Origin of the sequence: Streptomyces hygroscopicus subsp. hygroscopicus (assembly GCF_030269125.1) — a bacterium.
GTDB lineage: Bacteria > Actinomycetota > Actinomycetes > Streptomycetales > Streptomycetaceae > Streptomyces > Streptomyces hygroscopicus_C.
Genome location: NZ_BSSM01000023.1, coordinates 64,867 through 89,670 on the forward strand (window position 1 = coordinate 64,867; position 24,804 = coordinate 89,670).

Here is a 24,804-nt window from a genome sequence, read left to right on the forward strand (position 1 = left end):
GGGGCGTGCCCGCGCGCCCATGACCCGTCACCACGCACCCCACGCACCGACGCGGGGGTGCGAAGGAGCCGTACGCACATGCACCTCTCTCTGCTCGAACCCCTCGGGGCGCACGCCCCGCTGCCCGTGATCGCCCGCAGGCCCGCCCAACTCGTGGGCAACACACCCGTCCTGTGGATCGACGAACCCTTCGCCCCGCCCGGCCGGGGCTTCTACGCCAAGCTGGAAGGCGCCAACCCGGGCGGCATCAAGGACCGGCCCGGCCTCCACATGGTCGCCGAAGCGCGCAGGCGCGGTGACCTCGCGCCGGGCGCGCCGATCGTCGAATCCTCCAGCGGCACCCTGGGCCTGGGGCTCGCCCTGGCCGGGCTGACCTACGGCCACCCGGTCACCGTCGTCACCGACCCGGGCATGGAACCCTCCATGGTCCGTCTCCTCACCGCCCTGGGCGCACAGGTCGACCAGGTCACCGCCCCGCATCCGGAGGGAGGCTGGCAGGAGGCCCGCCGCGAGCGCGTGGCCGAACGGCTGACGCGTGCGCCGGGCGCCTACTGCCCGGACCAGTACCACAACCCCGACAACAGGGCTGCCTACCGGCCGCTCGCCGCCGAACTCCTCGCCCAGCTCGGCCGCATCGACGTCCTGGTGGCGGCCGTGGGCACGGGCGGCCACTCGGCCGGTGTGGCGGCCGGACTGCGCGAGTCGCTTCCCGGGCTGACGCTGATCGGGGTGGACGCGGTCGGCTCGACGATCTTCGGGCAGCCCGCCGCCTCCCGGCTCATGCGGGGGCTGGGCTCCAGCATCCACCCCGAGAACGTCGACTACGGCGCTTTCACCGAGGTCCACTGGGTCGGACCGGCCGAGGCGGTATGGGCCTGCCGCCAACTGGCCCGGCGCCACGGCACCTCCGGCGGCTGGAGCGTCGGCGCGGTCGCACTGGTCGCCGGATGGGCGGCGGGTACGTTCCCCGCCGGCACCCGGATCGCCGCGATCTTCCCCGACGGCCCGCACCGCTACCTGGACACCGTCTACAACGACGCCTGGTGCCGCGAGCACGAGGTCCTGCGCACCACGCCACCGGACGAACCCGACGAGATCGCCGAGCCGGACGAATGCGTGGTCACCAGCTGGACCCGGTGCAGCCAGGTCCGTGACCCGCTGGGCCGCGATCTCGCGAAGACGGGCCTGCGATGAGGGGCCTGCGGGCCCAGGTGGCCTCCTTCGACCGGCCGGCGCGGCTGCTGATGGCCAACCAGTTCGCCATCAACCTCGGTTTCTACATGCTCATGCCCTACCTGGCCGACCATCTCGCCCACGGTCTCGGGCTCGCGGCCTGGGCGGTGGGCCTGGTCCTCGGCGTCCGCAACCTCTCCCAGCAGGGCATGTTCCTCATCGGCGGAACCCTCGCCGACCGCTACGGCTACAAGCCCATGATCCTGACCGGCTGCGTGCTGCGCACGGCCGCCTTCGGGCTGCTGGCGTCGGCCGCATCCCTGCCCGCCCTGCTCGGCGCCTCGGCACTGACGGGACTGGCCGGGGCCCTGTTCAATCCGGCCGTCCGCGCCTACCTCGCCGACGACGCCGGCGAAGAGCGGCGCGTGGAAGCCTTCGCCACCTTCAACGTCTTCTACCAGGCCGGCATCCTCATCGGCCCGCTCGCCGGCCTCACCCTGCTGGCCTGGGACTTCCGTGCCGTCTGTACGGTCGCGGCGACCATCTTCGCAGCCCTGGCCGTGCTCCAGGCCCGCGCCCTGCCCGCACGACCCCCGGCCGGCCGGAGCACCGAACCGGCCTGGCGGGCGGTCGCCGCCGACTGGCGCACCATCGCCGCCAACCGGCCCTTCGTACTCTTCACCGCGGCGATGACCGGCTCCTACGTCCTGGCCTTCCAGGTCTACCTCGCCCTGCCGCTCAGAGCCCGTGACCTCTTCGGTGACCAGACCGGACTGGTCACCGGCGCGGTCTTCGCCATCTCCGCGCTGGCCGCGCTGTCCGGCCAGCTGAAACTGACCACATGGGCGAGACGGACCCTGGCCGGACCACAGGCCATCGCCTACGGCCTCGTGGTCATGGGGGCCGCGTTCGTGCCACTGCTCCCCGGCCCGTACCCGGGAACCCTCGGTCGCACGGCGAGCGTCCTTGCGCTCGTCCTGTGCGCCGCCCTGCTGGCCTGGGGCGGGGCGCTGCTCTACCCGTTCGAGATGGACACCGTCGTACGCCTTTCCGGCGACAGGCTCGTCGCGACCTACTACGGCGCCTACAACACCGCCTCCGGCATCGCCGTCTCCCTGGGCAACCTGGCCGTCGGCGCGCTGTTCGACACCGGAGTGCGCTGGCTGCCGTGGGCCGTGCTGGCCGCCACCGGGCTGGCGTGCGCGGGGCTGGTGGCGCGACTGCACCAGACCGGATACCTGGCGCCGAGGCCGGTTTCCGTTCCGGGGTGACGCCATCATGCCGGGGCCGGGCCTGTGCGGCCCCGGCCCCGGCATGAGCGTCTGAAGCCTCCCGCACACGGCGTGGCAGCCCGTGCGGCACCGATCGCCTCTCTCATGGACGAGTAGTTCCGAGAGACCACAGACCTCCGCCGGACCGTGTCCGGTTTGCCCCTGATCCTCGTTCTCACAACCCCTCGCAGAACAGCTTTCGCGCAATGCCCCTCGCGATAGGTTCCGCGACGTGCGCCAGCCCGCCGAACAGGCCGCCGCCGTCGCAGTCTCGGCACGGGCGCCCCGGGCGGGGTGACCCGGGAGCGCGGGCCGGGGGTCAGCCCAGGGGGGCGACGGTGTCGCGCAGGGCGGCGAGGACCGGGGCGTACATGCGGGCCTTGATGGTGCCGAGGGTGTCGCCGGCCTTGGCCGCCTGCGACCGGGCGGTCTCGACGGCCGTGGCGAGTACGTCCTCCTCGGCGACCGCATGGTCGACGATGCCGGCGGCCGCGGCGTCCAGCCCGCCGTAGCGGCGGGCGGTGACCATGGCCTCGTGGGCGGTCCGGGGCGCGAGCCGGGACTGGACGAGGGCGGACATGCCGGGCGTGAAGGGGATGTCGATGTCCGCCTCGGGCAGGCACCAGAAGCCGCGGTCGGCGCGCATGACCCGCAGGTCGTGGGCGAGGGAGAACATCGCGCCGGCGGCGAAGGTGTGCCCCTGGAGCGCGGCCACGGTGACGAGGGGCAGCGACAGCGTCCGTGCGAACAGCCCGTGCACGGAGACGACGTACTCCAGGTGCTCCCCGGCGTGGGCGAACAGCCAGTCCAGGTCGAGCCCGTTGGACCAGAACTTGCCCGTGGCCGTGGTGACCAGGGCGCGCGGCCCCTCCGCCTTCTCCACCTCTGTCAGCGCGGCGTCGACGGCGGTGAGCCAGTCGGGGTGGAAGCGGTTCTCTCCGTCTCCGAGGTCGAGGACGAAGACGTTGTCCTGACGGTCGAGCGAGGGCATGACGACTCCTTCTGGCCGAACGGGGGTACTGCTGAGGCGTGGTGGTTCCGGGGGCGTGGGGCGGCCGGCTCCGCGGTCACGTCCCGGGGTTCAGGGCGTGGACGAGCAGCTCGTGGATCTCGGCGGCGGCCGCCTCCAGCGGGGCGGTGCTCCGCTCGGCACGGCACATGATCACCGCGCCTTCGACCGCGGCGATGACGAAGGCGCCCAGCCTGCGGCCGCGCTCCTCGGTCAGGCCGTGCCGGACGAGCAGGGCGGCGAGCGCCTCCTGCCAGCGCCCGAAGACGGCGGCCGCGGACCGGGCCAGCTGGGGCGCGTCGTCGGTGGTCTCCACGGCCACCGCCGCGATCGGGCAGCCGGCCCTGAGGTCGCTGCCCGCCAACTGGTCGCGCCACAGGGCGAAGAACGCGTCGACGGCCGCGACCGGATCGCCCGCCCGCGCGGCCGGGTCGATCAGCCCCGCGACGAAGTCCCCGGCGAGTGCCACCGCCTCGTCGACGAGCTGCGCCCGCCCGCCGGGGAAGTGGTGGTACACCGAGCCGCGCGGGGCACCGCTGTGCGCGAGCACCTTGTCGACGCTCGTGCCGCTCGCCCCGTACTCGCGCAGCAGGGCGGCGGCGCTGAGCACCGTCCGGTCACGGCTGTCGCTCGTGCGCGGACGCACCCGCCACCTCCTCCCCGCCTGGGGGCGCGAGGCGGCCCCGATGTTCTACTCGCCGGTAACTTAAGGTGTATGGCATAGAACATGCAAGAGGGGGGCCGCCTCGCCGTACGGCCATGTCGCCTCAGGCGCGGGGACCCGTGCCGCCCAGCCGGGTCAGCAGCTCCACGAGCAGGGGGACCTCCCCCTCACCCCAGACCGGGGCGGCGAAGAGTCCGTCCGCCGTCTCCTCGGCCGTGGCCAGCATCTCCTTCAGCCGCTCCCGGCCCGTCCCGGTCAGCGAGGCGTAGGCCACACGCGCGTCCCGGGCGTCCGGTTCCCGGGTCACCAGGCCGATCCGCTCCAGGGGGGCCAGCGCCCGGGTGACCCCGGAGGCCGTCAGGCCCAGTGCCTCGGCGAGGTCGACCCGGCGCATCCGGCCGCCGGGTGCCTGCCCCAGCCGGAGCAGCAGGGTGAAGTCGGCGAGGCTCACCCCGTGCAGCCCGCCGAGCCGGGCGTCGAACCGTCGCGTGAGAGTCGCCTGGGCCCGCACGAGGCGCAGGGCCGCGTCCAGGGCGTCACTCATGGCGTGCGTCCATCCGGTATCTCCTTGCGAGTTCCTTGAGTAGTCAAGTTTATGGCCCGGATTCCCGCGAAGGCGCTACGCGTCGGCCGCCCGTGCCGCCCGGCGCTGGCGCTTGCTCAGGGGAGCCTGGGACAGGTCCTCGGCGGAGGAGCGGAGGTTCCTGAAGCCGTAGCCGCGCCCGGTCAGCCATGCGCGGGCCGCCGCCTCGGCGCGCTCGGTCGCCTCCAGGATGTCCTCCTCTTCCTCCCCGGTGTCCGAGAAGCGGAAGACGAAGGCCGACCGGGCGGCGATGTCGTAGGTCAGGCTGCCCTCGCGGGTGAAGGCGGCGCGCAGCACGTCATGGTCGGCGGCGTCGGCCAGCAGCGCGGCCCGCTGGTCGTCGGTGAGGCCGTCGAAGACACCGCGCACGGTGATGCGGAAGGTTCGGTTGCTCATCCGGCGACCATAGGCGCGTCGGGGCGCGGCGCACCACCGGCTTTTCGCGGCGGTCCGGCGGGAGCGGCGCCCGCACCGGGCACGGCGCACACGTCGCTCCCCGCCGGACCGTGGCTACTGGAAGGCCAGCCGGGCCGCGAAACCTATCAGCAGCAGCCCCGTGACCTGCTCGATGCGGGCCCGCACCCGCGGCCGGCGCAGTATCCGGCCGAGCCGGTCCACGCTGGTCACGTACAGCGTGAACCAGAGCAGGTACAGGATCGCGAACACCAGGGACAACAGCAGCGCCCGGGGCAGCACGCTGCCCCGGGCCGGCAGGAACTGCGGGAGGAAGGTGACGAAGAACAGGGCCACCTTCGGGTTGAGCGCGTTGGACAGGAACCCCTGGCGCAGCATCCGGCGGCCCCGGCCCGCCCGGGGTGTCGCACCGCCCGCGGCCTCGTCGTCCGGCACGCCCTCCCGCAGGGTCTGCCGGGCACCGCGCAGGGTCGCGACGCCCATCCACACCAGGTACGTCGCCCCCACCACCTTCAGTACGGTGAAGGCGGTGGCGGAGGCGAGCAGCAGGGCCGAGATGCCGAGCGAGGCCGCGGAGACGTGGACGCTGAGGCCGAGCACCCCGCCGAGCATGGTCAGCAGCCCGGCCCTGCGCCCCTCGGCCAGCGCGTTGCGGGTCATCAGGGCCTGGTCGGGTCCCGGGATCACGATGAGGACCAGACAGGCCGCGGCGAAGGTCAGCACGGTGTGCTCCGCTCCGCGCGGACCGTGGCGAGGACCGCGGCCAGCGCCCGCTGGACGGGCACCGGCCGTTCACGCAGATAGAAGTGCCCGCCGGGAAAGCGGCGCACGTCCGTCCCGGCCGAGGTGTGCTCGTCCCAGGCCGCGAGTTCGTCCGCCGTGATCCGGTCGTCCTCGCCGCCGAACACGGTGAGCGGCACCGGCAGCGGTTGCCCCGCCTGCCAGGCGTACGTCTCCAGGACCCGGTAGTCCGCGCGCAGCGCGCCGGCGGCCAACTCGCGCAGTTCGGCCGAGGCCAGCACCTCGTCCGGCAGCCCGCCGTGCAGCCGGGCGACGGCATCGAGCAGCTCGTCGTCGGGCAGCCGGTGCAACTGCCCCCCGGGATAGGGCAGATGGGGCGCCCGGAAGCCCGAGACGACCAGCCGGGCCGGCAGCGGCCGGCTGGCGGCGGCCAGGGCGCGCGTCACCTCGTACGCGAACAGCGCGCCCAGGCTGTGGCCGAAGAAGACGAACCGGCCCGCCGGGAGGGGTGCTTCGGCGACGAACGCCTCGACCAGCTCCCGCATCGACCCGGGCACGGCCTCGGTCAGCCGCGGCACGCGCCCCGGCAGCTGGACCGCGTGCACCCGCGCCGTGCGCAGATCACGGGCCCAGCGCAGATATTCGGCGGCCGTACCACCCCCGTGCGGAAAGCAGTACAGGTCGCAGGCGGCGGCGCGCGGTGCCCCGCTGAGCAACCAGTCGGGCACGGAACTCACACTCCCGCCGGGCGTCGTGCGGCCAGATGCGCGGCGAGGGCGTCGACCGTGAAGTGGTCGAAGACCTCCTTGGGGCGGAGCGGTACGCCCAGTTCGTCGCGGGCCTTGGCGCAGATGACCAGGGTGGTGGCCGAATCGACGCCGAGCAGGCCCAGTTCGGTCGCCGGGTCGATCCGGTCCGGTGCCACGTCGAGCAGTTCGGCGATGAAGCCGACCAGCCAGTCGACGGCGGACTGCGGGGTGTGCGGGGAAGCCGTGGTGGTCACGGTGCTCACCTCTCCTCGGTGATGGGCTCGGACGGGCCGAGAAGCTGCTCCAGGTGTCCGTCGAGCGCCTCGACCGTGGTGTACTCCAGGACGGTGCGGACCGGGACGGGCACGCCGAACGCCGACTGGAGCTGCGCCGCCAGGCGCGCGGCGAGCAGGGAGTCGCCGCCCAGCTCCAGGAAGTCGTCGGCCAGGTCGATCTGGCTCAGGCCGAGCACCTCCTTCCAGATGTCGACGAGCTTGCGCTGGCGGTCGGTGTGCGGCGGCCGGGCGGCCCTGCCGCGCACGCTGCCGCGCCGGCCCGCCTGGGCGAGCGCGGCGCGGTCCACCTTGCCCGTGGGGCTCAGCGGCAGCTCGTCCAGCGCGAACAGCTGGGCCGGCACCATGTGCCGCGCGAGCCGTTCGGCGGCGAAGGCGCGCAGCTCCTCGGGGGCGAACCGGCGCTGCACGGACGGCCCCTGGGCGACGAGCACGTCGAAGCCGACCGACGCGGGGCCGCCCGTGGTGGTCAGCAGCGCCGACCGCGTGAACCCGGCGGCGGTCAGCTCCTGCTGCCACTGGGCGCGGTCGAGCAGGCAGTGCGCCTGGCGCAGCTCGGTGTCCTCGAAGTTGTCGTAGCCCTGCTGCAAGCCCATGACCAGGTCGAACCACGGGTGGAAGGTGGTCTGTTCGACGAGCAGCAGGACTCCGCCGGGGGCGAGCACCGAGCGCAGGGCGGCCAGAGTGCGGCGCACCTGCCGCATGTCGTGCAGCACGCTGGCGGCGATGACGAGGTCCGCCGACCGGCCGCCGAGACCCTGCGCGGCCGGCGGCCGGTCCAGGTCGAACAAGTCGCAGCGGAGGAAGGGGTACGCGGCGAACTCGGTCTCCGCGCGGTCGAGGAAGTAGCGGGAGACGTCGGTGAAGAGGTACTCGGTGCGGTCGGCGGGCAGCAGCGGCAGCAGGTGCCGGGTGAGCGAGCCGTAACCCGCGCCGACCTCCAGCACGTTCAACGGCCGGTCGGCGGGCCGGCTTTCGGCCATCGCCCGTACGGCGGCGGTCGCGGCGGCGTACGTCGGCCCGAAGAGGCGGGCGTAGACGCCGGGGGTGCGGTCGGAGGCGTACAGCTCGGCGGAGTGGACGCTCTGGGTCAGCACGCCCGACAGGTTCCCGGCGAGGCCGAGCATCCAGTCGGTGACGTCCTCGGGAACCCCCAGCAGCCCGCCGAGGGCGTCGCGGGCCCGCGCGCCGAGCGACTCCGGCAGGCCGTCGGGCAGTTCACGGTCCACGACCAGGCCGCCGCCGGTGCGCCGCAGATACCCCGCCTCCTCCAGGGCGGCCACGGCACGGGCCAGCCAGCGTTCGTAGCGGGGGGCCACCCCGACGCCGCGCAGGGCCGCCGGGTCGAAGGGCTCGCCCGGCAGACGGGGCAGGCCGAAGGCGCGGAAGGCGCTCGCGGTGGCGGTGACGTACACCTCGTTCAGCGCGTCCCAGACGGTGCGCAGCTCCTTCGGGGACGGGCCCTGGGCGGGCCGCCCGGCCGTGCCGGCGAGGGCCTGCCACTGCGTCTCGCGCAGCGCCTCGTCCGCCCGCTCGGTCACGAACAGCGTGTCGTCGTGGGTGGGGACGACATATCCCAGCAGACGGGCCGCGCCGTCCTGGTCGGAGGACTTCACCACGACCGCGCTGTCCACCCCCGGATGCGCGGTGAGCGTCGCCTCGATCTCACCGAGTTCCACCCGGTGCCCGTTGATCTTCACCTGGCCGTCCCGGCGGCCCAGGAACTCGATCGTGCCGTCGGTCCGGTAACGCCCGAAGTCGCCCGTGCGGTACAGGCGTTCCCCGGTGCGCGGGTGCGCCACGAAGGACGCCGCGGTGCGCTCCTCGTCGGCCCAGTAGCCGCGGGCCAGGCCCACGCCGCCGATGTACAGCTCGCCCGGCGTCCACACGGGGCACGGGTCCATGCGGGCGTCCAGCACATGGAAGGTCTGGTTGCGCAGCGGAACGCCGTACGGGATGGTCTTCGCGCCCGGCTCCACCTCGTCGACGACATGGTGGATCGACCAGATCGAGGCCTCGGTCGCGCCGCCCAGCGAGACGACCCGCGCCTCGGGCCACAGGCCGTGGATCCGGTCGGGCAGGTCGACGGGTATCCAGTCGCCGCTGAGCAGGACCAGCCGCAGCCGGTCCGGGAGTTCGCCGCCCACCTCCAGGTGCTCCACGAGCATCTGCATCTGCGCCGGGACGGAGTTCCACACGGTCACGCCGTGCTCGCTCATCAGCTTGGACCAGTGGGCCGGCTCGGAGCGCAGCTCCGGGTCGGGCAGGACCAGGGCCGCCCCGGTGGCGAGCGCGCCGAAGGTGTCGTACACCGACAGGTCGAAACCGAGGTCGGCGAGGCCGAAGACGCGGTCCTCGGGGCCGACGGCGAACCGCTCGTTGATGTCCGCGACGGTGTTGAGGGCGGCGTGGTGCTCGATCATCACGCCCTTGGGGCTGCCGGTGGAGCCGGAGGTGTAGAGGACGTACGCCAGGTCGCCGGGCTCGGCGGGTACCGGCAGCCGGCGGCCCTCCGCCGCCTCGGGCCGCGCCTCGTCGACGCGCGGGCGCGGAAGGCCCTCGGGCCAGCCCAGCGCGTCCGTCGCGGCGTCGGTGAGGACCGCGAGCGCCCGGCCGTCGTGCAGCAGCCGGGCCCGGCGCCGCTCGGGCAGCGCCGGGCTCACGGGCAGGTAGGCGCCGCCGGCCAGCAGCACGCCGTACGCGGCGGCGATCTGGTCGGCGCCCTTGGACAGGCCGATGCCCACCAGGCGGTCGCGCAGGCCGTCCGTGCCCAGTGCGGCCACCTCCTCGGCCACCGCCCGCGCCCGCGCGGCGAGTTCCCCGTAGGTCAGGGCGCCGGACCCGGTGAGGACGGCGGGCCGCTCCGGGTGCTCGGCCGCCCGGTCGAGGAACGGCTCGTGCAGCAGGCCCGAGGGGCGCTCGCCGCTGGTGTCGTTGGCGCGTTCGCGGCCGGCGAGCTGGTGTCCGGGCAGTTCGACGGTGATCTCCTCGGCCCACAGCGCGTCGTCGTCGGCGAGCCGGGCGACCAGCGAGGTGTAGGCGGCGAACATGTCGTCCAGCAGGCCCTCGGGGAACAGCTCCTCCACGCAGTCCCAGGTCAGGTCGAGCGAGCCGGTGAGGTCCACCACCTGGTGGTCCAGCCAGACCTGCGGGGTCTGGCTCACCCGGTAGGTGATGTCGCCGAAGTAGCTCAGCGGCCCGGAGACGTCCGCGGCGGTGCCGAGGCCGCTGGTGAAGACCACGGGCATCGTCTCGAACCCGCTCTGCAGGCCGAGGCGACGGCGTTCGCGCAGCGCCTCCAGCGCGCTGACCTGCCGGTACCGCAGATCGTGCTGCAACTGCGCCTGGGTGGCCTCGACCCGCTCGGCGAGCGTACGGCCCGTCGAGGCGTCCGTCTCCAGCAGGCAGATGGAGGTGAAGTCGCCGACCATGCGCCGCAGGTGGGGATGGACCGTGCGCCCGCCGTTCTCCGTCTCGGCGAGCAGCAGCGGCAGCCGGTTGAACAGGGTGAGATTGAGGGTGAAGCGGCGGGAGCCGCCCCAGACGGCGAGGACTTCCGAGAACAGGGCCGCCAGTACGGCGGTCGGGGTCAGCCCCCGGTCCTCGCAACGTCCTTGCAGCGACCGCCACTTGTCCTCGGGCAGATGGAACTCGCGATGGGTGAAGCGCGGCCGGTGCACGCTCACCGGCGACTTGGCCAGGGGGAGTTCGGGCGGCGGGGCGAGGGTGGCGGCCCGGGACGTCCAGTAGGCGAGCGCCTTCTGGTAGCGGGGCGCCTGGGAGCCACGCTGCAGTTCCAGCGCGTAGTCGCGGAAGGTGACGTCCACCGGCGGCAGTTCGAGGCCGGGGTCCTGGCACAGCGCGCTCCACTCGCTGAACAGCAGGGTGAGGCTGGCCAGGTCGACCATCAGCAGGTCGACGCTGACGTGCAGGCGGTCGTGGCCGGGCAGCCGGCTCAGCCGCAGGTCGAACAGCGGCCAGTCGGACGCCGTGTACACCCGGTGCGACATCTCCTCCCGGGTGTCGAGCAGCGCGCGCTCCCTGTCCTCGTCCGAGGCGGAGCGCAGGTCGGTACATCGGACCTCGAAGCGGGGCACGGTCCGGAGCACCTGCTGGCGCCCGTCGGGGCCGACGACCGCGCGCAGCATGTCGTGCCGTGCCACCAGCCGGCGCCAGGCCGCGGACAGCACCTCGGGGTCGAGGCGGCGGCCCTCCAGTTCGAAGTACGCGTGCGGGGCCACGTTCCCCAGGACGAAGTTGGGGCCCCGGCCGACCCAGTACGCGTACTGGATCTCGGTCAGCGGGAACGGCTCGAACCGTTCCTCTCCGGGAACGTTCATGGAATTGCGGACCTTCATGGAGCTCCCTCTCCCTAGAGGTCACAGACGAGTTGTGCCGGTGGGACGGTGCGCGAAGGTGCGGGTGGGGTGCGCGTGCACTCCGGGCCGGAAGAAGACGGAATCCGAGTGCGGGGCGAGGGCGGCGGAATGCCGAACATGTGCCGGATACGTCACTCAGGCCGTCGGCGATTCATCGTCCATGCGCTCGGCGGCATATTCTTCCGCGGCGCGGCCCGGAGACAGGTAGAACTCCTGGTGGCGCGGGCCGGCAGAGGTTCGTGAATTTCCCCGCGTACTCACAAAACTCCCTGGATAACGGGTCTGGCCAGGTAAGCCCGGTGAAGCCAAGCAGCGCCCGCCGAAGGCGGTCAAGCGGTCGAATATGTCATTGGCGAGAACCCGTGGCTGCCCCAAACCGGGCATTCCTGTCCCGCTGGCGATTCCGGAAATCGGGGCCCGGTGGGCGCATCCCGGCGCGGGTGCATTCCGCTTTCCGGACGGGACCGGAGGGGCCGCCGTGTCTCCTGGAGCGTTCTTTGCCCGCCCGATGGCCGGAAGAGGACCCCCCGAAGCGGGGCGGTGAACCGGTTCCCGGGACCGCCTACCCTTGAGCCATGACCAGCAGCAGCGACCGGAGCCCCGCAGTGGACGTGCCCGCACCCAAGAGCTACGAGATCCGCACCTATGGGTGCCAGATGAACGTCCACGATTCCGAGCGATTGGCCGGGCTGCTGGAAGAGGCCGGGTACGTGCGGGCGCCGGAGGACGCCGACGGCGACGCGGACGTCGTCGTCTTCAACACGTGCGCGGTGCGGGAGAACGCCGACAACCGGCTGTACGGCAACCTCGGCCGGCTCGCGCCGAGGAAGGCGTCCCGCCCCGGCATGCAGATCGCGGTCGGCGGCTGCCTCGCGCAGAAGGACCGCGACACCATCGTGCAGAAGGCGCCCTGGGTGGACGTCGTCTTCGGCACGCACAACATCGGCAAGCTGCCGGTCCTGCTGGAGCGCGCCCGCGTCCAGGAGGAGGCGCAGGTCGAGATCGCCGAGTCGCTGGAGGCGTTCCCCTCCACCCTGCCGACGCGGCGCGAGAGCGCGTACGCGGCCTGGGTGTCGATCTCCGTCGGCTGCAACAACACCTGCACCTTCTGCATCGTCCCGGCGCTGCGCGGCAAGGAGAAGGACCGCAGGCCCGGCGACATCCTCGCCGAGGTCGAGGCGCTGGTCGCCGAGGGCGTCTGCGAGATCACGCTGCTCGGCCAGAACGTCAACGCGTACGGCTCCGACATCGGCGACCGCGAGGCATTCAGCAAGCTGCTGCGTGCCTGCGGGACCATCGAGGGCCTGGAGCGGGTCCGCTTCACCTCGCCGCACCCGCGCGACTTCACCGACGACGTCATCGCGGCGATGGCCGAGACGCCGAACGTGATGCCGCAGCTGCACATGCCGCTCCAGTCCGGCTCGGACACGGTCCTGAAGGCGATGCGCCGTTCGTACCGTCAGGAGCGGTACCTCGGGATCATCGAGAAGGTCCGTGCCGCGATTCCGCACGCGGCGATCACCACCGACATCATCGTGGGCTTCCCGGGCGAGACCGAGGAGGACTTCGAGCAGACGCTGCACGTGGTGCGCGAGGCGCGGTTCGCGCAGGCCTTCACCTTCCAGTACTCCAAGCGCCCCGGGACCCCGGCCGCGACCATGGCGGACCAGATCCCCAAGGAGGTCGTCCAGGCGCGGTACGAGCGGCTCGTCGCCCTCCAGGAGGAGATCTCCTGGGAGGAGAACAAGAAGCAGGTCGGCCGCACGCTGGAGCTGATGGTCGCGGAGGGCGAGGGCCGCAAGGACGGCGCCACGCACCGGCTGTCCGGGCGCGCCCCCGACAACCGGCTGGTCCACTTCACCAAGCCTGAGCAGGAGGTGCGGCCCGGTGACGTGGTCACGGTCGAGGTGACGTACGCCGCCCCGCACCACCTCCTCGCCGAGGGCCCGGTCCTCGCCGTGCGCCGCACGCGCGCCGGTGACGCGTGGGAGAAGCGCACCGCCGAGGAGGCCGCGAAGCCGGCCGGCGTGATGCTGGGCCTGCCGAGGATCGGCGTCCCCGAGCCGCTGCCGGCGGCGAGCGGGTGCGGCTGCGACTGACGGGTGCGTACGGCTCGCCGCCCCGGCGCGGCGGGTCGGGCCGTGAAGCGGTACTGAGCCCCTGAGCCCGGCCGGGGTCCGCGCCCCGGCCGGGCTCCCGCGCGCTCCGGTGCCGGGTTACCCTGCCGATCATGCTTGTCGCCGCCGCCGTCTGCCCCTGCCCGCCGCTGCTCGTGACCGAGGTCGCCGCGGGTGCCGCACCCGAGATGGACACCGCGCGCGCGGCCTGCGCGGACGCGCTCGGCGTGCTCGCGGGCGCCCGCCCCGACCTGCTGGTGGTCGTCGGCCCCGCCGGTCCGGGCGAAGGCGGAACGTTCCCGCAGGGCGCCCGGGGCTCGTTCCGCGGCTTCGGCGTCGCCGGGGACGTGCGCCTCGGACCGGCCGAGGCCGCGGTCGGGGGGCGCGGGCTGCCGTCCTCCCTGGCCGTCGGCGCCTGGCTGCTGGAACGCACCGGCTGGACGGCCGCTCCCGTCGAGGGCCTCGGCGCGGAGGACACGCTCACGCCGGAACAGTGCGCCGAGACCGGCCGGGGAATCGGCGCCCGCGCCGCTCGTGTCGCCCTCCTGGTGATGGGCGACGCCAGCGCCTGCCGCACGGTCAAGGCCCCGGGCTACCTGGACGAGCGCGCGGCCCCCTTCGACACGGCGGTCACCCGGGCCCTCGCCGCGGCGGACCTCCCGGCCGTCCGCGCCCTTGACCCCGTCCTCGCCCGCACCCTGAAGGCATCCGGCCGCGCCCCGTGGCAGATCCTGGCGGGAGCCGCCGAGGGGGCGGACCTCGGCGGCTCCCTGCTGTACGAGGACGCGCCGTACGGGGTGGGGTACGTGGTCGCGACGTGGGCCTAGCAGGGGCCGCGCCGGTCGCGGGCGCACCGAGCCGTTCCCGGTGTGCCCGCGTCGGCCGTTCGCCTCAGGAAGCCGGCGGCGGCCCCTGCGGCGGCGTGGGGGGATTGGGCCGCGCGCCCGGTGTGCCCTCCGGGTGCTCGTCCCTGTGGGCCAGCCGGTCCATGGCCTCCTTCGCCTTTCCCGTGCCGGCGTGGATCTTGTCGCTGTACTTGTGCTTGGTGCGGTCGTCGACGGCCTTGGCGGCCTTGTCGAGGCCGTGGTGCACCTTGTCGCCGTGCTGGCGCGCGAGGTCGGACACCTTGTCCCTGGCCGGGCCGAGCTTGGCCTTCATGTTGTCCAACAGACCCATGATCCACCTTCCCTCGCGGAGCGATCACTCGTGGACACCCTCGGCGGGCTGCCGACGGGACGTCGGTCCACAAATCGAGTGAACACGCCCTTATCCACTCCATACGGTACTCGCGCGGACGCTTTCGCGCGTCACCCGGTGCGTACGGTCGCGCCGCCGGGGTCACCGCCCCGTACGGTCCGCGCACGGCACCTCACCTCGGGCGACGAACCGTCGGACCCCTTCGTCGCGCGGCTCGTTGGAGACCCCGCCGCGAGGTTTGCGAGACTGGTGCGGTGAGCAGCGCACCCCCCGCCCCCCGCGTCATCGCCGTCGTCGGCCCCACCGCGGCCGGAAAGTCCGATCTCGGCGTCTTCCTGGCCCAGCAGCTCGGCGGCGAGGTCGTCAACGCCGACTCGATGCAGCTCTACCGCGGGATGGACATCGGCACCGCCAAGCTGACGCCCGAGGAGCGCGGCGGCGTGCCGCACCATCTGCTGGACGTCTGGGACGTCACGGTCACCGCCTCGGTCGCCGAGTACCAGAAGCTGGCCCGCGCCCGCATCGACGCGCTGCTCGCCGAGGGCCGCTGGCCCGTCCTCGTCGGCGGCTCCGGGCTGTACGTCCGCGGCGCCGTCGACAACCTGGAGTTCCCCGGCACCGACCCCGCGGTCCGCGCCCGCCTGGAGGAGGAGCTGGTGCTGCGCGGCTCCGGCGCCCTGCACGCCCGCCTGGCCGCCGCCGACCCGGAGGCCGGCCGCGCCATCCTGCCCAGCAACGGCCGCCGCATCGTGCGCGCCCTGGAGGTGATCGAGATCACCGGCCAGCCCTTCACCGCCAACCTCCCCGGTCACGACTCGGTCTACGACACCGTCCAGATCGGCGTCGACGTGGCCCGGCCGGAGCTGGACGACCGGATCACCCGGCGTGTCGACCGGATGTGGGAGGCCGGCCTCGTGGACGAGGTGCGCGCGCTGGAGGCGCGGGGGTTGCGCGAGGGGCGCACGGCCTCGCGCGCGCTGGGATACCAGCAGGTGCTCGCGGTGCTCGCCGGTGAGTGCACCGAAGCGGAGGCGCGCGCCGAGACCGTGCGCGCCACCAAGCGCTTCGCGCGCCGGCAGGATTCCTGGTTCCGCCGCGACCCCCGTGTGCACTGGCTGAGCGGCGCCGAGGCGGACCGCGGGGAACTTCCGCAGCAGGCCCTGACGTTGGTCGAACGACCGGTTACAGCCTGATCACGTGATGGCATCGGGATGCGCCGCCGGTCATCGGCGCCTTCGGTGCCGTGCCATCATCGAGCTTCGATCGACCAAGTGGAGTCCTAGTTGGGAGGGCGCGTGGCGATGGAGGCCGGCCCTCGCGACACCGCACCGGGTGCCGAGCACGTCACCACCGAGGGTGACCGACCGGACCGGGACGAGGACCTTCGGACCGAGGGCGAGCACCGCTCGGCCGGAAGCGAGTACCCGCTCGCCGACGGTGAGCACTCCCTGGCCGAGGCCGACACCGAGGCCGAGGACCGTCTCACCGACGACGGGCCCGACGAGACCACGGACGGCGTGACCGCCGACGGCCCGGCGCCGGAGGAGATGTACTCCGGCGGCCCCGAGGTCGAGGTCGAGCTGCGGCCGCAGCGCCGACTGCGCATCTGGCAGCTCGCGCCCATCGTGGGCCTGTCCGCCCTCGGCTCCCTGATGTTCGCCTTCCCGCTCGCCTTCGACGGCGACAGCGGCGCGGTCATCGCCATGCTCGGCCTGCTTCTCTGCTGCTGCGCGGCGGGCTGGGGCATGATGGCCGCCCGCCGGGTGGGCTACACCTGGCCGGGCCTGCCCCCGCGCGGCTCCGGCCGCCGTCCGGACTGGCGCGTCGTCCTCGGCTATGTGCTGCTGGTCGCCGTGGTGGCCGTCCTCGCCGTCTGGCGCGTGGCCAGGCTGCGCTGACGGCTGACGGCTGACGGCCGGCCGTCGGCCCCGGCCGGGCGCCCGAGCGGACGCGGCACCGCCCCTGGGGCCCGCGGAAGCCGTCGTGGAACCTCTGCCGTACCCACCCCGTACGATCGAGGAATGAGCACGCGGATCGCCTTCCTCAAGGGTCACGGCACCGAGAACGACTTCGTGATCGTCCCGGACCCCGACAACGCCATCGAGCTGTCCCCGGCCGCCGTGGCCGCCCTGTGCGACCGCCGGGCCGGCATCGGCGGCGACGGCGTGCTGCACGTGGTGCGTTCCGCCGCGCACCCCGAGGCGCGGCGGATGGCCGACGAGGCCGAGTGGTTCATGGACTACCGCAACAGCGACGGCTCGATCGCGGAGATGTGCGGCAACGGCGTCCGGGTCTTCGCCCGCTACCTCCAGCACGCCGGCCATGCCGCCGAGGGCGACCTCGCGATCGCCACCCGCGGCGGCGTGAAGAGCGTCCACATCGCCAAGGACGGGGACGTGACCGTCGGCATGGGCAGCGCACGCCTCCCCGAAGGGGACGTCACGGTGCGCGTCGGCGAGCGCAGCTGGCCCGCGCGCAACGTCAACATGGGCAACCCGCACGCGATCGCCTTCGTGGCCGACCTCGCGCACGCCGGCGACCTGTGCGACCCGCCGCCGGTCAGCCCCGAGAGCGCCTACCCGGAGGGGGTCAACGTCGAGTTCGTCGTGGACCGCGGCCCCCGCCATGTCGCGATGCGCGTGCACGAGCGCGGCTCCGGCGAGACCCGCTCCTGCGGCACCGGTGCCTGCGCCGTCGCGGTGGCCACCGCGCGCCGCGACGGCGCGGACCCGGCCGTCACCGGCACCCCCGCGACGTACACCGTGGACGTGCCCGGCGGGCGCCTCGTCATCACCGAACGGCCGGACGGCCAGATCGAGATGACCGGACCCGCGGTGATCGTCGCCGAGGGCGAGATCGACGGCGAGTGGCTGGAAAACGCGCTTCGCTGACCTGTCGAAACCGTCTACGGGGCGGCTCCGGGCACCCGGAGCAGCGGTTCCCCAGCCCCGGGCCCGATCGAATCCACGGGCGACCCCAGGGCAGGTGGCGCAAAACTTAAACCTCCTTTTCGTCGCTCGAATGGGTGATCCGTTTCACGCTCGGCGAGAGGCGGTCGGTCGCACGTGGTGGGCTCGATAGCATCAAGCACCGGCACGGACGGGGGAGCGTCGGCATCCCTGAGCCGCGCATGCCCTGGGGCTCCGTCCGCCGGTCCACGAGCCGGAGGTGCCCATGAGTGCGGAGGCCACGAACCCCCCGACCCCGGTCCCGGTGGTGCCCACGGCGGCGACGGCCGCCGGGGCGCCCGCGACGGTGCGCCGGAAGTCCCGGCCCAGGATCGACCTGCGCCGGCTCGGCCGGGCCGCGCTGCTCGGGTCCACCGCCCGGGACAGACTGCCCGACGCGATCGGCCACGTGGTGGAGGCACACCGCGCCCACCATCCCGACGCCGACCTGGAACCCCTGCGCCGCGCCTACGTCCTGGCCGAGTCCTCGCACCGCGGCCAGACGCGCAAGAGCGGCGAGCCGTACATCACCCACCCGCTCGCCGTGACCCTCATCCTCGCGGAACTCGGCGCCGAGACCACGACACTGACGGCCTCGCTGCTGCACGACACCGTCGAGGACACCGAGGTGACGCTGGACCAGGTGCGCGAGCAGTTCGGCGAGGAGGTCCGCTACCTGGTCGACGGCGTCACCAAGCTGGAGAAGGTCGACTACGGGGCCGCCGCCGAGCCCGAGACCTTCCGCAAGATGCTGGTGGCCACCGGCAGCGACGTGCGGGTGATGTCGATCAAACTCGCCGACCGGCTGCACAACATGCGCACCCTCGGCGTGATGCGCCCCGAGAAACAGGCGCGGATCGCGGGAGTCACGCGGGACGTCCTGATCCCGCTGGCCGAACGCCTCGGCGTGCAGGCACTGAAGACCGAACTGGAGGACCTGGTCTTCGCCATCCTCCACCCCGAGGAGTACGAGCACACCAGGGAACTCATCGCGGAGAACGCCGCGCGCCCCGAGGACCCGCTCGCCGTGGTCGCCGAGGAGATGCGCGCGGTGCTGCGCGAGGCCGGCCTGTCCGCCGAAGTCCTCATCCGGCCACGCCACTTCGTCTCCGTGCACCGAGTGGCCCGTAAACGCGGACGGTTGCGGGGCACCGACTTCGGCCGGCTCCTGGTGCTGGTGGGCGAGGACGCCGACTGCTACGGCGTACTGGGCGAGTTGCACACCTGTATGACGCCGGTGGTCTCGGAGTTCAAGGACTTCATCGCCGTACCGAAGTTCAACCTGTACCAGTCGCTGCACACCGCCGTCGCCCTCCCCCGGACCCGAACCGGCTCGCCCGGGGGGACCCCCGCGGACGGACAGATCGTCGAAGTCCTCATCCGCACCCACCAGATGCACAAGGTCGCCGAGGCCGGCGTCATCGCGCTGGGGAATCCCTACGCCGCCGACGCCTCCGGTGCCGACGACCCCGCCGACGGCGAGCGCGCCGACCCCACGCGCCCCGGCTGGCTGTCCCGGCTCCTGGAGTGGCAGCAGGCCGCGCCCGACCCCGACACCTTCTGGTCCACCCTGCGCGAGGACCTCGCCCAGGACCGCGAGATCACCGTCTTCCGCCCCGACGGCGGCACCCTGGGCCTGCCCGAGGGCGCCACCTGCGTGGACGCCGCGTACGGGCAGTACGGCGAGGACGCGCACGCCTGCCTCGGGGCCCGCGTGAACGGCCGCCTGGCCACGCTGAGCACGGTCCTGAAGGACGGCGACACCGTCGAACTCCTCATGGGCCAGGACCCCGCCTCCGAGCCCTCCCGCGAGTGGCTGGAGCACGCCCACACCCCCGCCGCCCGCATCGCCATCCAGCGCTGGCTGGCCACGCACCCCGGCGGGGGCACCCCGGCCGAGGAACCGGCCGGCTATCGCGCCGACGCCGACTTCCCCGAACGGCGCGCCTTCGCGGCCGGCCCCGCGGGACGCACCCAGGGCACCGACGTCCGCACCGACCGCCCCGGCGCCGCCGTACGCCTCGCCGGATGCTGTACGCCCGTGCCGCCCGACGAGATCACCGGCTTCCCGGTGCGCGGGGGAGTGGTGACCGTGCACCGCCTGGAGTGCGCGGCGGTGGCGCACATGAAGAGCAGGGGGCGTGCCGAGATCGGGGTGCACTGGGGGGACACCACCGCGTGCCGGGTCACCCTGGTCGCCGAATCGTTCGGCCGCCGTGGTCTGCTCGCCGATCTCACCGAGGCGATCGCCCTCGCGGGCGGCGACATCGTCTCCGCCACGGTGGAGCCGCCGAGCGAGCAGCGGGTGCGCCACACCTACACCCTCCAGCTTCCCGACGCCGCGGACCTGCCGGCCCTCATGCGCGCCATGCGGGACGTACCGGGCGTCTACGACGTGAGCCGCGCCCGACACCAGGCCCCGGCCCCCTGAACCCCTGGCCGGGCCACGCTCCCGCGCGCGGCAGGGACGGGACGCGTCGCCGCGGGGCCGTGTCGGGGCCGGAGCGGTATGGAGCGTGTGTACGACGCGAGTCGCGCCTCTGAGCGGGCGGCGCCCTGCGAACCCCGTGGCGGGCGACCCGTTCGGGTGGGTCGGGCGCGCGTCGCCGCCGCGGGGCGCGCGGGCGCTGGTAGCGGTGGTCCATGCTGCTCAACCCCCGCTACCGAGTCACCCCGGGTTCCACCCCCCGGCGCCGGGCGGCCCGCCGCCGCGGCAAGGCCGTCCTCCTCGCCTCCGCCGCCTCCCTCTGCTCCCTGTGCCTGCTCGGCGCCGCCGCCCCGCCCGTGCCGCTCGGCGTCGGTGACCGGCTCTACCCGACGCTCGGCAACCCCGGCTACGACGTCGCGTCGTACGACCTGGACCTGACCTACCCGGGTGCCGACGACAAGCCGCTCGAGGCCGTCACCACCATCGACGCCTGGGCCACCGCCGACCTGGACCGCCTCAACCTGGACTTCGCGCACGGAACCGTCCGCTCTGTCGAGGTCGACGGCGTGCCCGCGGACTTCGCCGGCGCCGGGGAGGACCTGGTCGTCACCCCCGTCCGGCCGCTGCGCCGGGGCGACTGGATCCGGATCACCGTGCGGCACACCAGCGACCCGAGGCCCGGCGAGGACCACAAGGGCGACGGCGGCTGGGTGCCCACCACCGACGGCCTCGTCATGGCGAACCAGGCCGACGCCGCCCATCTGGTCTTCCCGTGCAACGACCACCCGTCCGACAAGGCGATGTTCACCTTCCGGGTCACCGCCCCGAACGCCTACACCGTGGTCGCCAACGGCCTGCCCACCGGCTCCGAGCGGGTCGGCGGCAACACCACCTGGACCTACCGCACCCAGCACCCCATGGCCACCGAGCTGGCCCAGGTGTCCATCGGCCGCTCCGCCGTGCCGCGCCGCGTGGGCCCCCACGGACTGCCCCTGCGCGACGTGGTGCCCAGCGCCGACCGCAGGACCCTCGAACCCTGGCTCGCCAGGACGCCCGACCAGATCGCCTGGATGGAGGGCAAGGTCGGCCGGTACCCGTTCGAGACGTACGGCGTGCTCATGGCGAACGCCACCACGGGTTTCGAGCTGGAGACGCAGACCCTCTCGCTCTTCGAGAAGCAGCTGTTCACCGATCCCGCCTACCCCACGTGGTACGTCGAGTCGGTCATGGTGCACGAGCTGGCCCACCAGTGGTTCGGCGACAGCGTCAGCCCCGGCTCCTGGTCCGACGTATGGCTGAACGAGGGACACGCGACCTGGTACGAGGCCCTGTACGCGGAGGAGAGGGGCCACCAGCCCATGATCGACCGGATGAAGGCCGCCTACGGCGCCTCCGACGGCTGGCGCGCCTCCGGCGGTCCGCCCGCCCGGCCCAAGGAGCCCGAGCCCGGCCAGAAGATCAGCATCTTCCGGCCCAGCGTCTACGACGGCGCGGCCCTCGCCCTCTACGCCCTGCGGCAGGAGATCGGCCGCCCGGCCTTCGAGCGCCTGGAGCGGATCTGGGTCCGCGACCACCGCGACGCCAACGCCTCCACCGGCGACTTCATCAGCCTGGCCTCCCAGGTCGCCGGTCGTGACCTCGGCGGCTTCCTGCACGCCTGGCTGTACGACGTGAAGACCCCGCCGATGCCGGGGCACCCGGACTGGAAGCCGGCGGACCCGCCCCGGAAGGAGGGGAAGGCGGCCAAGCGGCCGGCCCGCGGATGAGGCGGCGGGCGGCGCCCGGACGCCGGGGCTCCGAGGTCCCGGCGCCGCCCCGGCCCGCGACGACCACCGTTCCGGGCCCCGTGATAACACGGTGACGGGACGCGCCCCCTCGTGCGACCATCGTGGGGTCGGCGCCGCGCGGGACACGGGAATCTCCCGGGGTACCCGGGCGTTGACCCTCACGAGCGGCCTCGCCGGGCCGCCGTACCGACGCCGTCACGGCACACCCATCGACGTAAGGATCCAATGACCTCCTCTTCTTCCCCTTCCCAGGACGCCAAGCGCATGGCGCACGCCTACCCCGAGGGTCTTCGGGCCGATGCCCTGATGGAAGAGGACGTCGCCTGGAGCCACGAGATCGACGGAGAGCGGGACGGCGACCAGTTCGACCGTTCCGAGCGCGCGGCCCTGCGCCGCGTGGCGGGTCTGTCCACCGAGCTGGAGGACGTCACCGAGGTCGAGTACCGACAGCTCCGCCTGGAGCGGGTCGTGCTCGTCGGCGTATGGACCACCGGCACCGTGCAGGACGCCGACAACTCCCTCGCGGAGCTGGCCGCCCTCGCGGAGACCGCGGGCGCGCTCGTGCTCGACGGTGTCATCCAGCGCCGCGACAAGCCCGACGCGGCCACCTACATCGGCTCCGGCAAGGCCCTGGAGCTGCGCGACATCGTCCTGGAGACGGGCGCGGACACCGTGATCTGCGACGGTGAGCTGAGCCCCGGCCAGCTGATCCAGCTGGAGGACGTCGTCAAGGTCAAGGTCATCGACCGCACCGCCCTGATCCTGGACATCTTCGCCCAGCACGCCAAGTCCCGGGAGGGCAAGGCGCAGGTCGCGCTCGCGCAGATGCAGTACATGCTGCCGAGGCTGCGCGGCTGGGGTCAGTCGCTGTCCCGGCAGATGGGTGGTGGCCGCGGCGGCCTCGCCACCCGTGGCCCCGGTGAGACCAAGATCGAGACGGACCGGCGGCGGATCCGCGAGAAGATGGCGAAGATGCGCCGGGAGATCGCGGAGATGAAGACGGGCCGTGAGATCAAGCGCCAGGAGCGCCGGCGCAACAAGGTGCCCTCGGTCGCCATCGCGGGCTACACCAACGCCGGCAAGTCCTCCCTGCTCAACCGGCTCACCGGCGCGGGCGTCCTGGTCGAGAACGCGCTGTTCGCGACCCTGGACCCGACCGTGCGCCGCGCGGAGACCCCGAGCGGCCGCCTGTACACGCTCGCGGACACCGTCGGCTTCGTCCGGCACCTGCCCCACCACCTGGTCGAGGCGTTCCGCTCCACCATGGAGGAGGTCGGCGACTCCGACCTGATCCTGCACGTCGTGGACGGCTCGCACCCGGTCCCCGAGGAGCAGCTCGCCGCCGTGCGCGAGGTGATCCGGGACGTCGGCGCCACCGACGTGCCCGAGATCGTCGTCATCAACAAGGCGGACGCGGCCGACCCGCTGGTCCTCCAGCGGCTGCTGCGCGTCGAGAAGCGCTCCATCGCGGTCTCGGCCCGCACCGGCCAGGGCATCGCCGAGCTGCTCGCGCTCATCGACGAGGAGCTGCCCCGCCCCTCGGTCGAGGTCGAGGCGCTGGTGCCGTACACCCACGGCAAGCTCGTGGCCCGCGCCCACACCGAGGGCGAGGTGATCTCCGAGGAGCACACCGCGGAGGGCACCCTGCTCAAGGTCCGGGTGCACGAGGAACTGGCGGCGGACCTCGCGCCGTACACGGCGGTCTCCGCGGCCTGAGCCACGGCAGCACGCGCGAAGGCCCGCCACCCCCCTCGGGGGCGGCGGGCCTTCGCCGTGACGCCGTGCGCGGCTCAGCCGGTCACTGCCCGGCGAACTTGTCGCTCACGGACTTGTACACGCCCTTGGCCACGTCGCCGAGGCGGGGACCCGCCAGCCAGCCGGACGTCACCGGGCCGATCGAGGTGTTGGACACCAGCTCCGGCTTGCCGTCCGAGCCGGTCTCCACCCAGCCGCCGCCGGACGCGCCACCGGTCATCGTGCAGCCGATCCGGTACATCGTCGGGTCGTCCTGGTTGAGCGAGAGCCGGCCCGGCCTGTCCTGGCACTGGTAGAGCAGCTGGCCGTCGTACGGCGGCGCCGCCGGGTAGCCCGAGGCCGTCATGTGCCGCACCTTCGGCACGGCCGGCGCGTCGAAGTCCACCGGCAGCGCTCCGCCGACGGTCTCCTCCAGCGACTTGCCGCCGTTGCCCTGCTCCGGCGTCACATGGATGACCGCGAAGTCGTACGGGGCGCCGTCGCCGCCGGTCTCGCCGCCCTTGTCGATCCACTGCTGGGAGGTCTGCGCCGCGTCCGCCCACCAGACGCCGTACGGCGCGATCTGCTCCCGGGTGGCGTTCTGCAACTGGTCGACCGACTTGGCCGCGTTGTTGTACGACGGCACGAAGGCGAGGTTGCGGTACCAGCCGCCGCTCTTGCCCGCGTGCACGCAGTGGCCCGCCGTCCACACGAGGTTGGACTTGCCGGGGTGCGCGGGGTCCTCCACGACCGTGCCCGAGCAGACCATGTGGCCCTCGGGGGAGTCGAAGAACACCTTGCCCGAGGTGGCCGCGTTGGCGTGGTACGGCGCCGCGACCTGCCGCGCCTGCACCGGCTGCGGCGTCGGGTCGGTCACGCCCTGGTCACCGGAGATGTCGTTGTCGTCGACGCCCTTGTCGGGGTCGCCCGCGTGCCGCATCCGGTTCGGGTCCCACAGGCCCTTGATGATCGGGTTGATGAAGTCGTTGGCCTCGCGCAGCCAGTCCTTGCGGTTCCAGTCCTTCCAGGCGCCGTTCTTCCACTTGTCGATGTCGATCCCGTGTTCCTTCAGCTTCTGCCGCAGGTCGTCCGGGATCTTGATCTTGCCGTCGCCGGTGCCGGCCGCGGCGGCGGAGGCGGACGGGTTGCCGTCGGCTTGGTCGCCGCCGCAGGCGGTGGCGGTCAGCGCCAGCGCGGAGGCGAGGGCGACCGCCGCCAGCGAGGTCGAGGCGCGGCGGGTGCGGGCGCCCCTTTCTCGCGGGCTGGTGGACGACGGCCGTATGGATCGCATGTTCTTGACTCCCCGTGTGGTGACGG

Annotated in this window: 20 protein-coding genes; 10 read left to right on the plus strand and 10 right to left on the minus strand. The window is 73.3% G+C overall.

The features are described from left to right. The first annotated feature begins 78 nt into the window (after nt 1–78). Both QSK45_RS34865 and QSK45_RS34870 read left to right on the plus strand, forming a co-directional pair. Complete coding sequence (locus QSK45_RS34865) at nt 79–1,194, plus strand: PLP-dependent cysteine synthase family protein (RefSeq protein WP_285562929.1); 1,116 nt, start codon at nt 79–81, stop codon at nt 1,192–1,194. Then, complete coding sequence (locus QSK45_RS34870) at nt 1,191–2,444, plus strand: MDR family MFS transporter (RefSeq protein ID WP_285562930.1); 1,254 nt, start codon at nt 1,191–1,193, stop codon at nt 2,442–2,444. Before QSK45_RS34865 ends, QSK45_RS34870 begins: the two co-directional genes overlap by 4 nt. A gap of 319 nt (nt 2,445–2,763) precedes the next feature. Here QSK45_RS34870 and QSK45_RS34875 read toward each other — a convergent pair whose 3' ends face one another. From QSK45_RS34875 to QSK45_RS34910, 8 genes are all read right to left on the minus strand, one after another. Then, nucleotides 2,764–3,435 carry an enoyl-CoA hydratase-related protein gene (locus tag QSK45_RS34875; RefSeq protein ID WP_285562931.1) on the minus strand — a complete coding sequence of 224 codons (672 nt, stop codon included), beginning with the start codon at nt 3,433–3,435 and terminating at the stop codon, nt 2,764–2,766. Between the two features lie 76 nt (nt 3,436–3,511). Then, a complete protein-coding gene (locus tag QSK45_RS34880) occupies nt 3,512–4,099 on the minus strand; it encodes a TetR/AcrR family transcriptional regulator (protein WP_285562932.1) in 588 nt (195 codons plus the stop codon). A gap of 121 nt (nt 4,100–4,220) precedes the next feature. Next, nucleotides 4,221–4,661: a MarR family winged helix-turn-helix transcriptional regulator gene (locus QSK45_RS34885; protein WP_285562933.1), complete on the minus strand. Its 441-nt coding sequence runs from the start codon at nt 4,659–4,661 to the stop codon at nt 4,221–4,223. A 75-nt stretch (nt 4,662–4,736) separates the two neighbouring features. Continuing rightward, nucleotides 4,737–5,096, minus strand: coding sequence for a DUF6204 family protein (locus QSK45_RS34890; protein WP_285562935.1), 360 nt, complete (start codon nt 5,094–5,096; stop codon nt 4,737–4,739). Nucleotides 5,097–5,210: 114 nt separating this feature from the next. Then, nucleotides 5,211–5,837 (minus strand): LysE family translocator, encoded by a 627-nt coding sequence (locus QSK45_RS34895; protein ID WP_285562936.1) that lies wholly within the window; start codon nt 5,835–5,837, stop codon nt 5,211–5,213. Then, complete coding sequence (locus QSK45_RS34900; RefSeq protein ID WP_285562937.1) at nt 5,831–6,583, minus strand: thioesterase II family protein; 753 nt, start codon at nt 6,581–6,583, stop codon at nt 5,831–5,833. The genes QSK45_RS34895 and QSK45_RS34900 overlap by 7 nt, the downstream gene beginning before the upstream one ends. Nucleotides 6,584–6,588: 5 nt before the next feature. Continuing rightward, nucleotides 6,589–6,858 carry an acyl carrier protein gene (locus QSK45_RS34905; protein WP_285562938.1) on the minus strand — a complete coding sequence of 90 codons (270 nt, stop codon included), beginning with the start codon at nt 6,856–6,858 and terminating at the stop codon, nt 6,589–6,591. Nucleotides 6,859–6,863: 5 nt separating this feature from the next. Beyond that, nucleotides 6,864–11,237: a non-ribosomal peptide synthetase gene (locus QSK45_RS34910; RefSeq protein WP_285562939.1), complete on the minus strand. Its 4,374-nt coding sequence runs from the start codon at nt 11,235–11,237 to the stop codon at nt 6,864–6,866. Between the two features lie 614 nt (nt 11,238–11,851). Here QSK45_RS34910 and miaB point away from each other — a divergent pair. Further along, entirely contained in the window at nt 11,852–13,375 is a 1,524-nt protein-coding gene (gene miaB, locus QSK45_RS34915) for a tRNA (N6-isopentenyl adenosine(37)-C2)-methylthiotransferase MiaB (protein WP_285562940.1), read from the plus strand. Between the two features lie 131 nt (nt 13,376–13,506). Beyond that, a complete protein-coding gene (locus QSK45_RS34920; protein ID WP_285562941.1) occupies nt 13,507–14,220 on the plus strand; it encodes a class III extradiol dioxygenase subunit B-like domain-containing protein in 714 nt (237 codons plus the stop codon). Nucleotides 14,221–14,284: 64 nt separating this feature from the next. Here QSK45_RS34920 and QSK45_RS34925 read toward each other — a convergent pair whose 3' ends face one another. Then, nucleotides 14,285–14,569, minus strand: coding sequence for an antitoxin (locus QSK45_RS34925; protein ID WP_285562942.1), 285 nt, complete (start codon nt 14,567–14,569; stop codon nt 14,285–14,287). Nucleotides 14,570–14,844: 275 nt separating this feature from the next. Between QSK45_RS34925 and miaA the strand changes: the two genes are divergently transcribed. From miaA to hflX, 6 genes are all read left to right on the plus strand, one after another. Beyond that, the gene (gene miaA, locus QSK45_RS34930; RefSeq protein ID WP_285562943.1) at nt 14,845–15,783 is read left to right on the plus strand and encodes a tRNA (adenosine(37)-N6)-dimethylallyltransferase MiaA; all 939 of its coding nucleotides are present in this window, start codon (nt 14,845–14,847) and stop codon (nt 15,781–15,783) included. 108 nt (nt 15,784–15,891) lie between these two features. Continuing rightward, nucleotides 15,892–16,488, plus strand: coding sequence for a hypothetical protein (locus QSK45_RS34935; protein ID WP_285562969.1), 597 nt, complete (start codon nt 15,892–15,894; stop codon nt 16,486–16,488). A gap of 123 nt (nt 16,489–16,611) precedes the next feature. Next, nucleotides 16,612–17,481, plus strand: coding sequence for a diaminopimelate epimerase (dapF, locus tag QSK45_RS34940; protein WP_285562944.1), 870 nt, complete (start codon nt 16,612–16,614; stop codon nt 17,479–17,481). A gap of 283 nt (nt 17,482–17,764) precedes the next feature. Further along, the gene (locus QSK45_RS34945; RefSeq protein WP_285562945.1) at nt 17,765–19,969 is read left to right on the plus strand and encodes a RelA/SpoT family protein; all 2,205 of its coding nucleotides are present in this window, start codon (nt 17,765–17,767) and stop codon (nt 19,967–19,969) included. 212 nt (nt 19,970–20,181) lie between these two features. After that, the gene (locus tag QSK45_RS34950) at nt 20,182–21,732 is read left to right on the plus strand and encodes a M1 family metallopeptidase (protein ID WP_285562946.1); all 1,551 of its coding nucleotides are present in this window, start codon (nt 20,182–20,184) and stop codon (nt 21,730–21,732) included. 246 nt (nt 21,733–21,978) lie between these two features. Then, nucleotides 21,979–23,469 (plus strand): GTPase HflX, encoded by a 1,491-nt coding sequence (gene hflX / locus QSK45_RS34955; protein ID WP_285562947.1) that lies wholly within the window; start codon nt 21,979–21,981, stop codon nt 23,467–23,469. 82 nt (nt 23,470–23,551) lie between these two features. Here hflX and QSK45_RS34960 read toward each other — a convergent pair whose 3' ends face one another. Beyond that, complete coding sequence (locus QSK45_RS34960; protein ID WP_285562948.1) at nt 23,552–24,778, minus strand: trypsin-like serine peptidase; 1,227 nt, start codon at nt 24,776–24,778, stop codon at nt 23,552–23,554. Nucleotides 24,779–24,804 lie beyond the last annotated feature (26 nt).

Bases quoted from the DNA above. Each gene is read 5' to 3' on its own strand.
- QSK45_RS34920 (WP_285562941.1), top strand. From the start codon at position 13,507: ATGCTTGTCGCCGCCGCCGTCTGCCCCTGCCCGCCGCTGCTCGTGACC.
- QSK45_RS34945 (WP_285562945.1), top strand. From the start codon at position 17,765: ATGAGTGCGGAGGCCACGAACCCCCCGACCCCGGTCCCGGTGGTGCCC.
- dapF (WP_285562944.1), top strand. From the start codon at position 16,612: ATGAGCACGCGGATCGCCTTCCTCAAGGGTCACGGCACCGAGAACGAC.
- QSK45_RS34960 (WP_285562948.1), bottom strand. From the start codon at position 24,778: ATGCGATCCATACGGCCGTCGTCCACCAGCCCGCGAGAAAGGGGCGCC.
- QSK45_RS34910 (WP_285562939.1), bottom strand. From the start codon at position 11,237: ATGAACGTTCCCGGAGAGGAACGGTTCGAGCCGTTCCCGCTGACCGAG.
- QSK45_RS34875 (WP_285562931.1), bottom strand. From the start codon at position 3,435: ATGCCCTCGCTCGACCGTCAGGACAACGTCTTCGTCCTCGACCTCGGA.
- miaB (WP_285562940.1), top strand. From the start codon at position 11,852: ATGACCAGCAGCAGCGACCGGAGCCCCGCAGTGGACGTGCCCGCACCC.
- QSK45_RS34935 (WP_285562969.1), top strand. From the start codon at position 15,892: ATGGAGGCCGGCCCTCGCGACACCGCACCGGGTGCCGAGCACGTCACC.
- QSK45_RS34870 (WP_285562930.1), top strand. From the start codon at position 1,191: ATGAGGGGCCTGCGGGCCCAGGTGGCCTCCTTCGACCGGCCGGCGCGG.
- hflX (WP_285562947.1), top strand. From the start codon at position 21,979: ATGACCTCCTCTTCTTCCCCTTCCCAGGACGCCAAGCGCATGGCGCAC.
- QSK45_RS34950 (WP_285562946.1), top strand. From the start codon at position 20,182: ATGCTGCTCAACCCCCGCTACCGAGTCACCCCGGGTTCCACCCCCCGG.
- QSK45_RS34865 (WP_285562929.1), top strand. From the start codon at position 79: ATGCACCTCTCTCTGCTCGAACCCCTCGGGGCGCACGCCCCGCTGCCC.
- QSK45_RS34885 (WP_285562933.1), bottom strand. From the start codon at position 4,661: ATGAGTGACGCCCTGGACGCGGCCCTGCGCCTCGTGCGGGCCCAGGCG.
- QSK45_RS34925 (WP_285562942.1), bottom strand. From the start codon at position 14,569: ATGGGTCTGTTGGACAACATGAAGGCCAAGCTCGGCCCGGCCAGGGAC.
- QSK45_RS34890 (WP_285562935.1), bottom strand. From the start codon at position 5,096: ATGAGCAACCGAACCTTCCGCATCACCGTGCGCGGTGTCTTCGACGGC.